Below are 14,247 nucleotides of genomic sequence, written 5' to 3' on the forward strand. Positions count from 1 at the left end.
TACCCCAAAAAGTGTGTCCGGGCCCCTTGCTTGGGCTGGTAATTTAAGGGTTTTTAGATTTAGAGTTTTACGGTTTCGGATGCTTGGTCAGCCGCAGACATGTAATCCTGAGTGGAGCGCATGCGAAGCCGAAGCATCCCGTAAAGCTGGGTTTGGATCCTTCCCGTCGCGGGCTTTGTGCCTTCGCGTCCTCCCCCCCCCAAAAAAAGCACGGCGCCATGAGACCGATTTGGGATGCCAGGATTTGGCACCGCAGCCAGTGATGCTCTCGGAGTTCCCCCCAAAAAACAGCGCTTTGATACGGCATTGCAGCCGGAGTTCGGGCTTTGGGCTGTGGGTTGTGGTCATGTTTTTTGTTGGGGTCACCTTATGATGGTGTTTCGGGGAGACGGTATATCGTTGAATGGAGAGGTGCTTTTCATGTCGGTTATTTTTTGCGCCCATTTACGGTAAATTTCACCGTAAAAAAAAATTCATGCAAATCAGGTATTCGGCAGGTTTTGGCGCTTGCAAAAAAAAACAGTTCGCAAACAAAGAACCATCGGTTTTATCTTGCTATTATTCTGTGGTAAATCGCAAGCATACACGTCAGGAAAACCTCAAGATATGGAAGCCCTCCGCTACACCGTCATCAAATCAAAAGCGCAGTACGACAGCTACTGCGCCCTTTTGGAAGAAATCCTTTTTTCAGATCGATCCGCAGAAAGAGAAGATGAAGTCGAGCTGCTTACCTTGCTGATTGGGCATTACGATGCGCAGCAGCGGGAATCGATCAGCGAGGATCCGGTTACCCTCATCAAGGCCCTGATGCAGGGGCACGGCCTGAGCCAAAACGATCTTGCTGCCATCGTGAACCGCTCCAAGGGCTATGTTTCGGAAATCCTCAACCGCAAAAAAGCCCTGCCCAAGGATGTGATTCGGATACTTTCGGCGCATTTCAAAATTAGTCAGGAAGCGCTGAACAGGCCGTATGGGCTGACGATGGGGTAGGCGAAAGGCGGGGTTGAGAGTATGTCAGCGGTGCGAACCCCCGGCAGCTGTCAGGCTTGTGACGCGGGAGGTGCTGCTTAAACCCTGTGGTAATGGTCAATTTCCCCGGCGGGGGATTAACGAGGCGGAAACAGGTCCTAAAAATAAAAGGCTTCCTCTCAACTGTAAATGAAAGGAAGCCTTGCCTGTAAAAAGCGAAAACCTGCCCGGGTGCGCTGATCCGACGGGAAGCGTGGCAGGTGTTATTGATGCAAAAGTAGGGGTTCTGCCCAGAAAAAACAAGCGCTGCAAAATGCGCAGCGCAGCCTGAACCCTGCATCATCCTCAAAAGACAAGGGAGGGTATCACGCCAAAAGCCTCTGAACCCGGCACCATAAACAGCGCAGCCCTTTGTTTTTTTGGGGGAAACCCCGTGCGCATCACGGTCAGCAGTGTTGCTACCGCCGCCCCAAACCGGCGGAGAATCCCTTGCTTTTCGGATGCCGGCACTCCGGTGCGATACCCAACATCACAGCAGTGACCGCTCTGTGAGATTGCTGGCCCGTTAAAGACCCGTTAAGAGCCCATTAAGAGTCCGTTAATGGTTTGTTAACCGCCCGTTAACGAACCATTATGCACGGCTCATCACGCATCCTAGCCGCAAAAAGCAACCGAATGCACCCGTGCGATGCGAGCTCGCTGCGGTGCGATGGTGCCTCTTCCCAATTCCCCCAACGCATAAAAAACAAAAAAAAGCCCCGTCACCAAAGCGACGGGGCTTTTTTAAATTTTACAGTGGGCCCAGAGGGATTTGAACCCCCGACCAATCGATTATGAGTGCCCCAATAAACGTGTTTTTTGATACCAAAATGATTGATTACTGATTGTTTTGTACTATTTTTGTACTAGTAAGCGTGAATCGTAGTGAATCAGAGTGAGTGGTCTGATTAAGTTTGGATGCGCCGTTATATTTGATGCACGCAAGATTTGTTAGGGAATTAAGAATTTAAGGAAGTGTGATCTGTGTGATTAAACACTTGTAGCAGCACAATTCAACTAAAAAGTGGTTCGCCGTAATTATCGTTAGTTTAAGGATTGCATATGCGTAGGGAGCTAAAAAGTATGAAAAGTGATAATGGGTTGATTTTGCCGGTTTTTGATGAATTTAGTTTAAGCTCAACCGATGTCCCCATGTAAGTTTTAGGGAAGTGTGATAGCTCACAGGTATTTATGCAGGTGGATATAAGCGTATTTAGGTGGATATAAGTGTATTTAGGTTCATATTTGTTTATAGAAGGTCGTATTTGTTCACAAGAACACAAAATTAATGGGTATTGGCGATTTGAAAGCCCAAAAAATAGTTATTGATGCAAATTATGCCAAAAAACGCTTTGTATTGCAAATTTCGATAGAAACAAGCAATGCACCTTGCTACAGCATAGCTGAATTTATGTGAAATTTAAGTTTTGATCTTACTCCGAAAAGTCCATTGTAAGATTTTTACCCCTCTTCATTGGTGATAGAAGCCATTTTTTGTTGAAGTGTACTTATAGAAGCTAGCTCTTATTTTGCATTTTACGAACCAATCACACCTTTCTGTTCAATTAACCCGCTCCAATTTCGCCCTAATTCATTAAATTGAAACCAACTCATGAATTTAAACTATTAGAAACCTTTGCAAAACCTCTACGCGGCAAATATGGGACATAAATTATTAATATTATTACATATAGGCTTGTAAATTCACCTACTTATTAGTATTTTATATTAGGTTATAGTATTGATAATACTATAGATATGAAGACAACCAATCAACTCGGATTTTCTGATGAACTGCTTGCCCGCAGGCGTAAATCATCTCAAATGGCTGCCAAGCTAATTAAAATTGACAAGCTCATTGACTGGCAACCTATTTACCAAAAACTTTCGGTTATTGATCAAACCAGTAAAACCAAAGGCGGGCGTCCCCGAAAGCCAGTCAGTTGGATGGTTAAAGCGGTGTTTCTGCAATCATTATTCAACCTAAGCAATCCCCAGTTGGAAGATCAGCTCATCGATCGCTTAAGCTTCCAACGGTTTGTAGGAATCAATCTCGACCATGATATTCCCGATTTTACTACATTTTGGAGGTTTAAGGAAGCCATCATACAGCATGGACTTGGAGATATCATTTTTGATCAGATTACAGGGCAACTTGAGCAAAGAGGCATGATGCTAAAACGTGGTACCGTTGTGGATGCAACGATCATCAACTCCGTGAACCGGCCTCTTAAAAAAGAGCGGCGCCAGGAGCTGTCCGAAAAACCCTCATCACAAATTGACACCGACGCCCATTCTACCAAAAAGGGGAAACGCTATTATTTCGGGTATAAAGGGCATATTGGCGTTGATGTAGGTACTAAACTCATCAGGAAACAGCGATTCACGCCTGCACACAGAAATGATCAAAAACCCCTTGACGAACTCATCAGTTATGATGAAATGAGCTTATGGGGTGATAAGGCCTACTATCTGGAGTCCTACAAAGAGGCGTCCCGCAAAGACGGATGGTTTTACGGTGTTCTGAATAAACCGAAGAAAGGTCAAAAGCTATCTAAAAAACAAAAAAGGAAGAATAAGCAGTACAGCAGCGTCCGGGCTCAGGTAGAGCATCCGTTTGCATGGATGAAAACGAAAGCTGGTTTAGTGGCTATGCAAGCCAAAAACATAGCCAGAAATGCTTTCACTTTTGCCAATAACTGTGCCTGCTGGAATGTGACAAGGGCATTATGGATTTTGAGCAAACACAAACCTTTCGGGGGATTGGTATGTCGATGAACCATCAATTGGGGATAAATAACCCACAAATTGGACGAAATAGGGCTTATTTGAGCCTGTGTAAGAGGTCATTTCAGGAAAAATGCCCAATTCCCATTGCTCTTTGTAGATGCAATCTGGTGCAAAAACACTGATGGAAGTGAACACTACCTTTTTCAAAGCGTTCTTGTACAGTACAAACGATGCGCAGGCAACCAAGGAGGTTTTGACGCAAAGCGTGCAATCCACGCAAGCTCTGTCTCCATTGAAGAAGCAAAAAACGCCCCCCTGATCCCCCAAATCCGCGTTCTGATTTTCCGATCTTCGCATGCGTTCTATGGGAAAACCCCCGCAAGGTTTTCAACAGTCTTCGGTTACCCGTCTTCCGCCTTCCGTCTTCTGTTCGTCGCGTACCTGAAAAAAAGCAACGCATTCATCTTAGGTTTGGGAGCTTTCAGTCTGCCCCGGACCACCTGATGTTCACGGAGTTTTACCTAAAAAAACAAAGGCTTGATATGCCCGTCATGCATGTGGTGGGGCTTTTGGGGTGTGGCAGGCATAAAAAAAAGGCGTGTCCCGTTTTTGGGTTGGGACAGGCCTTTTGGTTGTTGCAGGTGATTTGTGTGCCCGTTTGGGCGTGTGGTTGTTTACTACTCGGTGGCTTTGTCAGGCAAGGGGGCGCTTGCGTGGAAGTCGCGCTGTACGACGCCGGCGTATTCATCGAGCAGTTCGCGGACGCGGTCGGCGCTTTCGGAGACGACGATGGTGCCAACGTGCCATTTTTTGACGATAGTCCACTGCACTTCCGGAGCATTAAAACAGGACTGATCGGGGTGCTCGTAGCGGGCGAGCGATACGAGGATGCCGCCGTTTAGCTTGCGCTGCTCGGGCAATTTGTAGTCCATTTTCAGGGCCGAGGCGTGCTCTACCCGGGCCCACTCGCGCCACAGGTTGATGCCGGTTGCGAACTCGACCATCTCGGCAAGGTGCGCCCCGCCGACGCGGCTCGAGGTTTCGAGAAAGTAGAATTTGCCGTCTTCGTGGCAGTGGATGAATTCGGTGTGTGAGGCGCTGTAGCGCATGCCGAAACCTTTCATGACGAGTTTGTTGAGCTTGACGAGCGCTTTGGTTTCCTTGCTTTTGGGGTCGCAGGTCATGGAGCGGAAGATGCCGGCGCCGTGCGCGACTTCAAAAGGGGTGCTGAGGTAGCGGCTGACTGAACAGAACAGCACTTTGCTGTCGAAGGTGAGGGAGTCGGCGTGGTACACATCGCCGGGTTTGAACTGTTCGGCGAGAAAACGGTAGCGCTCTTCGCCCAGGCTGTGGACCGCTTCCCAAAGCTCTTCCTTGCTGTGGACTTTTTTAATGCCCATGGCGGATGCTTCAGAGCGGGGCTTCACGACGTAAGGCGGCTTCACGGTGTCGGCGAAGTGATTGATGTGGGCGTCCTTGAACAGGTCGGTGAAAGGGGGCACGGGGATGCCTTCTTCCTGTGCTTTGAGGCGCATGGCGAGTTTATCGCGAAAGTAGCGCGCGGTCGTCTGTCCCATGCCCGGAATCCGGAACTCCTCGCGAATGGCCGCGGCTTTTTCCACATCGAAGTCATCAAGCGCCACGACCCGGTCAATATTTTTTTCTTTGATCAGCCACGCAAAGCCTTTGAGGATGCGGTCGATGTTCTCGGCGGAGTTGTCCTCGTCTTCCAGATAGAAAAACTCCTGAACAGCATGACGCGGCCAGGGATCGTTTTCCAGCTTCTTGGCAGTGAGCAGGTAAACCGTGTTGCCCTCAGCATGACAGGACTCCAGAAAGGCGCCACCTTTGAAATAGGTGGAGATGCACAGATAGGTGAGGCTTTGTTTGTCGGACATGATGATTGGGTTTGGTTTGGTGAAGTTGCGTTAGATCGTGGGATGTTTTGTGAACTGCACTCCGGCTTATGCCGTGGGTTTTCTGAGCTGCGGGACGAGCTCGGTGAGGAGGCGGATGCCCCAGCCGGTTCCGTTTTTGTGCTTGCCGAACTCGCTTTCGCTGAAGGCTACGCCCGCGATGTCGAAGTGCGCCCAGCGCGGATGTTCACGGGTGAAGACTTCCAGGAATTTGGCAGCGGAGATGCCGCCCGCGACCGGTTTGCCGCTCAGGTTGCGGACATCGGCCACATCGCTGTGCAGGTCGTCGGCGTATTCGTCCCAGAGGGGGAAGCGCCAGATGCGCTCACCAGCAAGGTCACCGGCTTCGGCGCAGGCACGGGCAAGATCGTCATCGGGGGTGAAGAATCCGGCGGCAGCGTAGCCTATCGCGCGGACGGTCGCGCCGGTGAGCGTGGCAAAGTCGAAGAGGTAATCCGGCTTGTGATGCTCGGTAATCCAGGACAGGCCGTCGGCAAGGATGAGGCGGCCTTCGGCGTCGGTATCCATGATTTCGATGGTCTTGCCGCTGTAGGAATTGATGATATCCGAGGGCTTGAAAGATTTGGCGTCAATCAGATTGTCGGTGACCGGCACGACGGCGACGAGCTTCACCGGCAGTTGCAGCGAGGCCGCGGCTTCCATAAAGCCCAGCACGACCGCGGCGCCGCCCATGTCGCATTTCATGAAATACATGCCCGCAGAGGTCTTGATGGAAAGGCCGCCGGTGTCGAACGTGATGCCCTTGCCGACGAGTCCGACGGTTGGGGTTTGATCGGTAGCCGATTCTGGCGTGTATTCCATCACGATAAACTGCGCGGGGTGTTCGCTGCCGCGGTTCACGGCGGCGAGGGCGTGGAGGTTATTTTCTGCGATTTCATCCCCCGAAAAGACCGTCACTTTCTGATCGTGCTGAGTGCCCCATTCCCGGGCGACTTCTGCGAGGAAAGCCGGGATTTGCAGGTTGGAAGGCATGTTGACCAAATGCATGGTCTGTTTCTGAGCCAGACCGATGAGGTGACCGCGGCGGGCGGCTGCGGTGAGACCTTCTGAATCTTTTGCTGCACGGGCGCTGAGGAGGGTGACTTCGCTGTCGTCCTGATCGAGAGGATGCGGGGTTTTTCCGGCGTCTTCTTTCCAGCTGCCGAGCTGATAGGTGCCGGTTGCGAGTCCGTTGATGAAGGCGTCGGTGAGGCGGGTTTCAGCTTCGGTGTCATCGGCAAGGTGGGAAAGCGATACGCAGAGCTGCCCGGAAAGCTGTTTGCTGAGCTGAACGGCGGCGGCACGGGCGGCGCGGTAGGGTCCGCTGAGGCGCTTGGGATTCGGCTTGCCCATGCCAATAAGAAAAATGCGGTGACCCGCGCTGTGGTAGTACACGGCCGTTTTGCCGGATTCGGCGGGGAAGTCATCAAGGGCCCGCTTCAGGCCGGTTTCATTAAGAACCGGGTAGGCGGAGGTAAGCTGATCAAAAGTTGTTTCCGTGTAGAGGGGAAGTAACAGATCTGCCGGGCTGTCGGACAGGGTTGAGGCAATCGAAATCTTCAAGGCGCTAAGAGATAATAAATGAGATAGGGTGTGATTTACGCATAGCAATGAGGGAGTGCTATTTTAAGGAAAAATAGGCTCATTCGCACAGAGATTTAGGCTTAAACAGGTGTTCCTGAGAGGGGTGCTGTCAGCGGCGTTGTTCAGCGAAGTGCAGGGCGCGCTGTTCGCTCCAAAGCTGTGGCGCGCGCAGTTTTTGGGTGAAGCCGGTGTGTCCGCCCCGCGCCGGCATTTCGAGGGTAAAGTGCGGGTTTTGGCGGGCAGCTTGTTCGGGATAGCACTCAGGCGTGAGAAACGGATCGTTACGGGCGCTCACAAGCAAAGCGGGACGGCGGATGTCCGGCAGAAAGCGGAGGCAGGAGGCTTGGGTCCAGTAGTCGTTGGCGTCCCGGAAGCCGTGCAGGGGCGCGGTAAAGGTGTCGTCAAATTCCCGGAAGCGGTGCATGTCGCTCAGGCAATGGAGGTCAAAGGTGCCCGGCATGTCGGCTTCTTTCTGCCGGATTTTGGTTTTGAGCATGCGCATAAACCGCCGCTGATACAGCCCGAAGGCCGATTGTTCCAGCTTTTTGGCCGAAGCCGCGAGATCGCAGGGCACGGAAAAAGCGATGAGCCGGCTCACTTGCTGCGGCAGCGCGTCGCCCTGTTCCCCGGCAAGTTTGAGCGTCATGTTGCCGCCCATGCTGAAGCCTACGAGTACAACTTCATCATACCCGCATGCGTCGGCGGCAAAGTGCACTACAGCCAGCAAATCCGTGGTATCGCCGCTATGGTAAAAGCGCGGCAGCCGGTTCATCACCCCGCTGCAACCGCGGAAATTCCATGCGAGTACGTCCCATCCTGAACCGGCAAAAGCGGTCGCCATGCCGGTCACGTAGGCCCGGTGACTGTTGCCTTCGAGTCCGTGCGAAATAATCACCGCCCGCTTTGCGCCCTGTTTGATACGGTCGATATCCACAAAATCGCCGTCGGGCAGTTCGAGCCGCTCCCGCTCGTAACGCGACAGCACGCCCGGCACTTTCCGGAACAGCGAGGGGTAGATGGTCTCGAGGTGTCCGTTCCAAAGCGGCTTTGCGGGATGAAATGGAGAGGGAAGATTCAAAATAGAAGTGTCGGTTTGGTGAAAGACTGGAGGATTGCCGGGTGTAAGGCGCTTCAGAAGATACGGGCCTAAAGGGTTGGACTAAAGCCGAAGGCAGCCGGAGTTGATGCAGTGCGGGCTTATTGTCCATAAAGCCTTGCAAACAGGCTTTGAAGTGATTTCCTGATGGCGCCGGAGCCGGATTACAAAGCCCGAGGCACTTAGATAGTTGCCGTTTATAGCCTGCCCGCAGTGCGGTTTAGTAAACTTTATGATAAAATATGCGGGCTAAATACAGCATAAACATAGCTCAATACTGCATAGGTATGCGGTGCAAGTGCGCTTCATTTACCCTACATTCATGTAAGCAATGGCTGAGCTAAGCTGCATGATTAACAGCATGATACAGGCTGTTCTGTATGCGTCGGAGTTTCAGCAGGGCTTATTGGCCATAAAATGCTGCGGTAAGTCCGGAGAACTGCAATGCGGATTTCCTAATTGCCAAACAGTTGTTCGGGGCTAAATATCAAAAACGAAAAAATGTTTTTTATGAAAAGATTTTTATACGTACACTTTGAACAAGTGCCTATTAGTCAGGCTTTTGTGGTTAAAACCGGATGAAAGGGGTTTTTGCTCTGATTGAGTTTCGGATTGAAGCCAAACATTTGCTTTTGAGATGTATTTCTGGCATTGGTTTCAGCTTCACTTGGTCTGACTGTAATGCAAACCGTTTTGGCCTTGTGCTGATTGATAAAATTTATAGATGACTTGTGATTACTTCTTTGATGGGGGGGGTACAAATCCCGATCTGTTCTGTTTCCGCAGGGTATGAATTTGGAACAGAAGCATCCGGCTTTCTATCGGGCGGAAGTTCGTTTATCCGAATGCCGGGGCATAGTCCAATAAAAGCTTATAGCGCTACTATGATCTTAACCTGTGCTCATACTAACCCAAAACGATTTTTTAACGCTAACCAACCCGAGACCTTAGGCTCCGGGCCGTGGGTCTCTTCACCTAACTAACTAAAACTATGAAACTACCTGATACGAAAGGTGGACGTTTTCGGCTGTGGCAGGATCTGCCGAAAGATCAGTTCATCAGCCCGAAACACCGGGCATATTTTCCTGTGCGTATGGTGCTGTTTTGCTTTTGCATGATGTCCTTGGTGCTGACGGACGCTGTATTAGCACAAAATACCTTAACTACATACAGTGATGATCAGGATGTTCCCATCACATCATTTGAGGCCCGTATTGATGCCGGATCCTACGATAACTGGGCTATTCTTAACAGCTCACCGGGGGTAAACGGTGAGATTCGTGCGCTGCTCCGCGCAGAGGATTACTTATATGTTGGGGGAAGCTTTTCTGTGCCCGGCACGGATATCAGCGGTTTTGGCCGTATCGATGTTGCTACCGGTGAATGGGAAGACCTTGCCTTTGTTTGTGAAGACGACTGCGAGGTAAACGCCCTTGCTGCGCTCGGTAACTTTGTTTACGTCGGAGGAAGCTGTGTCTGGCATGATGATGACACAAGCTGCGGCGCCATTCAGCGGATAAATGTTAATACGGGCGCCTGGGGCGGTATTGACACCAACCTGACGCGGGACGAAGGCACAGCCGTTGTTTCAGCCCTTGCGGTAAGTGAAGGGCAGCTTATTGCCGGTGGACACTTCGACCGCGCGGGCGATACGGTAGTCCGGAACATCGCGCGTTTCCGTACTTCAAATCGTAGCTGGAACCGTCTGGGTGATGGCATCTCAGAACCGGTCAGGGCACTTGCCATCAACGGGGAGCGCGCATACGTTGGCATCGAACTCACGGATGGTGCAACAGCCGGTACGACAGACATAAAAGGTATCGCGGTGTACGATTATTCCGGCAACCGAACCAACAATGGCGGCTGGTCAAACATTGGTGAAATTACGATTCCGTTTCGTCCGGGCAATGCCGTTGTAAATGCCTTAGCTGTAAGTGGCGGAAACCTCTACGCCGGCGGCTACTTCGACATCGTTGCAAACGGAAATTCAACCCTGCTCGCCTACGCGCTCACGGCCTACAATTTCACGGATGAAAGCTGGCGGATTTTTCCCGACGGCCGATTTGATGATGTCAATGCGATGACCGTTGCGCAGGGAGAACTGATTGTTACGGTACCTGATATTATTGATACCCCTTCTCAGACGCCATCCGCGCTGAGCCTAAACATTGGCGAAGAAGAGCTTTCATGGAACGGCTTTGGGGTGCAGGCTTTCAACAGTCCGGCTGGGGCCTTAGCCGCTGACGATGACGCCCTGTATTTTGGCGGCGCGTTTACCCGCGCGGGAAGTCAGACCAATACCGGCGGACTTGCGGGGTACACGACTGCGACCGGAAGCTGGTTTATTTTTGGCGCACCCTGGGGTGAAACCGAAGCTGTAGTAGCAGGCGGCGATATCCTCTCCTTTGCGGTAAGCGACCGGGACATAATTGCGGGAGGCAGCTTCACAAGTGCAGGCGGTGATGATACCGTTACCCGGCTTGGGGCTTTTTCAACCGAAACACGCAGCTGGACCGGACTGGGCGGCGGTTTTGGAGACGGCAGCGTGAAGGCGGTCGCCGTATCGGGCGACCTTGTTTTTGCAGGCGGAGACTTTTCCGTATTTGCAGACGGAACCGACGCGCCGGTGCTGGCGCAGTTCGACCGCAGCACCCAAAACTGGACTGTTCTGGGGGATGCACTCAGCACACCTGATGAAGAAGATGCGGCCGTGGTACATGCCCTTGCGGCTGATCACAACCGCCTTATTGTAGGCGGAAGCTTTTCGGAAGCCGCAGGCATTACCGCCAACAATATTGCCATCTACACTGCGGATTCCGGCTGGAACAGCCTCAACGCGCCGTTCGACGCGCCGGTTTATGCGCTTGCCCTCCGCGGCAGCACTTTATTTGCCGCCGGTGCTTTCACTCAGCCCGCAACGGGCCTGGCCATGTACGATTTCGAAACCGGCGTATGGACCGGTATTGGAGGCATAGCAGATGTGGAAGCGGATGATGAAGCTGTTGTTTACGCACTCCATAATAAAGCAGGCCTTCAGCTTTATGTGGGCGGGAATTTCGCTCTTGGTGACGGCCTACAGCACTTTGGGGTGCTCAATCTGGAAGATATGAGCTGGCAGCAGCACGCGGGCAGTCCTTCAGGTCCTGTGTTTGATTTGGCCGTGTATGGCGATAATGTGTATCTCTCGGGCGACTTCTCCGGCGCAGGCAGTGCCGAAGGCTCAGCCCATATCGTGCGCCGCAACTGGGTCGATCAGCAGTGGCTAAATATTGCGAGCGGTACGGACGGACCCGTTTTTGCCGTACAGCCGTACGCTGATGAGTTGTTTTTAGGGGGAAGCTTCAGCAGCCCCGCGGCAGGCTTTACAAGCTGGACGGGTGTTTCCGGATTCGTGGCTGGTGCGGGTACCGCAACGCATCCTTTTGAAGTTGCAACCCTGTTTGAAGTTGACCGGGTGAGATGGTTCTTTGAATCGCATTTCGCGCAAACACAAGACCTGCTTTTTTCGCCAAGCGTTCGCCTTAATCCTCTCGGTACAAATGAGTACCCGTTTATGGGGGTGTGGCAGGGCAACGACTTTGCGGTGCATGGTTTCACATATGTGTGCATTACAACGGTTAGCTGCGGCAACAGGCCAAGAGCGCAGGTTGGGTTTTTCGGCAAAACCGATGGTGCGCTGATCGAAAATACGCACCTTGTTGATGCCCGGATAATTGCCATTTTGGGTGAAGGTCTGAATGTGGGAGGACTTGTTGGCCATTCCCATGACACAATCATCCGCAACAGCAGTGTAACGGCGGAAGTCTCCGGTCGCGTAAATGTGGGCGGATTCGTTGGCCAAACAAGCGGCAACACCCTGATTGAAAACAGTTTTGCGGCTCACCGGATAGGCCGGGGTTCATCGTCCGGAACTGCCGGACTAAGCGGTATCGAAAACGTTGGTGGTTTTGTTGGTCTTCATGCCGGGCTACTGATTCAGGATGCATTTGCACACGGAAGTATTCAGAATGCAACAGCTGAGCATGCCGGTGGATTTGCAGGACTTGCGGATTTGGATGCTGAAATTCTGCGGGCCTATGCCGCCGTCCATTTCCCGCAGGGCGCATCCGGAAGCAGTACCATCGGAGGGTTTATCGGCACTTCCCTGGGCGCTTCTGTACAAGACGCCTACTGGGATACCGAGCTCAGTACCCTGGATACAGACATTCTGGCAAGCCCTCTCACGACGGCAGAAATGCAGTCGGCTGCTTCTTTTGAAAACTTTGGCTTTGGGACTAATTGGGAAATTATCGAAGGCAGAACCTTCCCCTGGCTGAAACAAACAGGAGAAAACACCGATGTAGGTTCCGGAACCTACGGCACGGTAATCGCAGCGGGACCCCGCATTGAAGGAGATGAAGGCTGGCGCTATTTCGGGATGTCCTTCCCCGGAAACCAAAGCTACGCAGAGTTTACCCGTTTCCTGCAAACGCAGGGATTTCCGGGCTCGAACGTGCCGCCGGGTATTTCCAACATGTACTACTATGCCACCAACAACCGCTGGCGCCCGCTTAGTAACATCAGTCCGTCAGGAGCAGGTACACCGCAGGACTTCGCCTTCGCGATGTATGTGTTTGCGCCGCCGCTGAGCTCAGAAATTGATGTACATGCCATCGTTTCGCAGTACCGGAAGCCGGCTCAGGAACAGCTTACGCCGGTAAAAGGCTTTACGGTCAATCAGCTGCCTGATGATGGTGCACCCGAGGGCGGTGTATGGACGCTCATGGCCAACAACAACCTCTGGCCCATGGATACCGACGCCCTCAACCGAAGCGGACTCAGTGAAGCCGTGTACGTGTATGATAACACCATTCCGGGTTACCGCAGCTGGAATGGTCTTGCCGGGGAACTTGAAAATGGTGTTATTGAACCGTTTACCGCCTTTTTTGTGGAGACGCTTGAAACGGATGCTTCCCTGGAGATTCCGGCTGATGCCCTGATCCTGGATCCCGATGCTGAACGGAACAGCAGCGACAAACCTGCGCTGCGCCTGATCGCAGAAAGTGACGGTCTCAACCTGAGTGAGGGGACCGCCTGGCTAACCTTCAGTGGCAGGGCGCAGCCGCAGAGTGCGCGTCAGCTGCAGCCGATGGATGTTCGTGCTCATCTCGAAGTTTCGCTCGAATCAGACGGACGTCTGTGGGATATTCTGGATGTTGGGGCCGTGCCGGCAACGCAGGAGGAAGTCCGCGTGCCGCTCAGCGTGATCCGCTATGAAGTGACCGAAGCCGGCGACAGCTGGCAGGCCGTTGCCGCGGAAGTAAGCTTACGCTGGGAAGGCCTCGACCGCTTCCCCGCCGACTGGGGAATAGGCCTTGTGGATACCCAAACCGGAGAAGTTACTAACCTCAGGGAAAAATCAGCCATCACCCTGCAAACGGCTGTATCACAGCAGGCCCGTACAGCACCGCGCACCCTTGCAGAAGCAACTGCAATCGCAAGCGTGCCCGCAGAACGGGATGCCCCTATGGCCGCGCGCTATGAGCTGCTTGTACGCCCCGGCAGCGGACTGGATCCGAATGAGCAAACCGAACTGCCCGAAGCAGTGGCGCTGGAACAGAATTATCCCAACCCTTTCAACCCGGCTACGACCATCCGCTACAGCCTGCCCGAAGCAGCTGATGTGCGTCTCGAAGTGTACAACCTGTTGGGGCAGCGCGTCGCAACACTGGTCAGCGGTACAGTTGATGCCGGGGTGCACACCGTAAGCTTTGACGCCTCCGCGCTTTCAAGCGGGGTGTATCTGTACCGGCTTCAGACGTCAGGGATGGTCCTAAGCCGCAAAATGCTACTTGTAAAATAATCCGGCTTCAGTCAGCCGCCATCGTGCAGGGGCACTGCGGCACTGAACCACAATTTCAAAACTGGTGATTT

The 14,247-nt window shown here is 52.5% G+C and carries 7 protein-coding genes; 4 read left to right on the forward strand and 3 right to left on the reverse strand.

From position 1 onward, the window contains the following. Positions 1 to 606 precede the first annotated feature (606 nt). The 3 genes from CYPRO_RS06475 to CYPRO_RS06480 all read left to right on the forward strand — a co-directional run bounded on the left by CYPRO_RS06475 (position 607) and on the right by CYPRO_RS06480 (position 3,786). Positions 607 to 990, forward strand: coding sequence for a helix-turn-helix domain-containing protein (locus tag CYPRO_RS06475; RefSeq protein ID WP_114983825.1), 384 nt, complete (start codon positions 607 to 609; stop codon positions 988 to 990). 1,306 nt (positions 991 to 2,296) lie between these two features. Beyond that, positions 2,297 to 2,425: a hypothetical protein gene (locus CYPRO_RS16840; protein WP_270049195.1), complete on the forward strand. Its 129-nt coding sequence runs from the start codon at positions 2,297 to 2,299 to the stop codon at positions 2,423 to 2,425. Between the two features lie 341 nt (positions 2,426 to 2,766). Further along, positions 2,767 to 3,786, forward strand: a complete 1,020-nt coding sequence (locus CYPRO_RS06480; protein ID WP_114983826.1) for an IS5 family transposase — start codon at positions 2,767 to 2,769, stop codon at positions 3,784 to 3,786. Between the two features lie 629 nt (positions 3,787 to 4,415). Here the strand turns inward: CYPRO_RS06480 and CYPRO_RS06490 are convergent. The 3 genes from CYPRO_RS06490 to CYPRO_RS06500 all read right to left on the reverse strand — a co-directional run bounded on the left by CYPRO_RS06490 (position 4,416) and on the right by CYPRO_RS06500 (position 8,316). Then, positions 4,416 to 5,636 (reverse strand): ATP-grasp domain-containing protein, encoded by a 1,221-nt coding sequence (locus tag CYPRO_RS06490; protein ID WP_114983828.1) that lies wholly within the window; start codon positions 5,634 to 5,636, stop codon positions 4,416 to 4,418. Positions 5,637 to 5,702: 66 nt separating this feature from the next. Next, the gene (locus CYPRO_RS06495; protein ID WP_114983829.1) at positions 5,703 to 7,217 is read right to left on the reverse strand and encodes a leucyl aminopeptidase family protein; all 1,515 of its coding nucleotides are present in this window, start codon (positions 7,215 to 7,217) and stop codon (positions 5,703 to 5,705) included. A 130-nt stretch (positions 7,218 to 7,347) separates the two neighbouring features. Continuing rightward, positions 7,348 to 8,316 carry a YheT family hydrolase gene (locus CYPRO_RS06500; RefSeq protein ID WP_240644855.1) on the reverse strand — a complete coding sequence of 323 codons (969 nt, stop codon included), beginning with the start codon at positions 8,314 to 8,316 and terminating at the stop codon, positions 7,348 to 7,350. 1,009 nt (positions 8,317 to 9,325) lie between these two features. On the opposite strand from CYPRO_RS06500, the gene CYPRO_RS06505 reads away from it, so the two are divergent. After that, positions 9,326 to 14,176: a T9SS type A sorting domain-containing protein gene (locus tag CYPRO_RS06505; RefSeq protein WP_114983831.1), complete on the forward strand. Its 4,851-nt coding sequence runs from the start codon at positions 9,326 to 9,328 to the stop codon at positions 14,174 to 14,176. Positions 14,177 to 14,247: the final 71 nt, after the last annotated feature.

Source organism: Cyclonatronum proteinivorum (assembly GCF_003353065.1).
GTDB lineage: Bacteria > Bacteroidota > Rhodothermia > Balneolales > Cyclonatronaceae > Cyclonatronum > Cyclonatronum proteinivorum.

What these genes read in the sequence shown, in the direction of transcription:
- CYPRO_RS16840 (WP_270049195.1), top strand. Translation starts at nt 2,297, where the DNA reads ATGGGTATTGGCGATTTGAAAGCCCAAAAAATAGTTATTGATGCAAAT.
- CYPRO_RS06490 (WP_114983828.1), bottom strand. Translation starts at nt 5,636, where the DNA reads ATGTCCGACAAACAAAGCCTCACCTATCTGTGCATCTCCACCTATTTC.
- CYPRO_RS06505 (WP_114983831.1), top strand. Translation starts at nt 9,326, where the DNA reads ATGAAACTACCTGATACGAAAGGTGGACGTTTTCGGCTGTGGCAGGAT.
- CYPRO_RS06475 (WP_114983825.1), top strand. Translation starts at nt 607, where the DNA reads ATGGAAGCCCTCCGCTACACCGTCATCAAATCAAAAGCGCAGTACGAC.
- CYPRO_RS06480 (WP_114983826.1), top strand. Translation starts at nt 2,767, where the DNA reads ATGAAGACAACCAATCAACTCGGATTTTCTGATGAACTGCTTGCCCGC.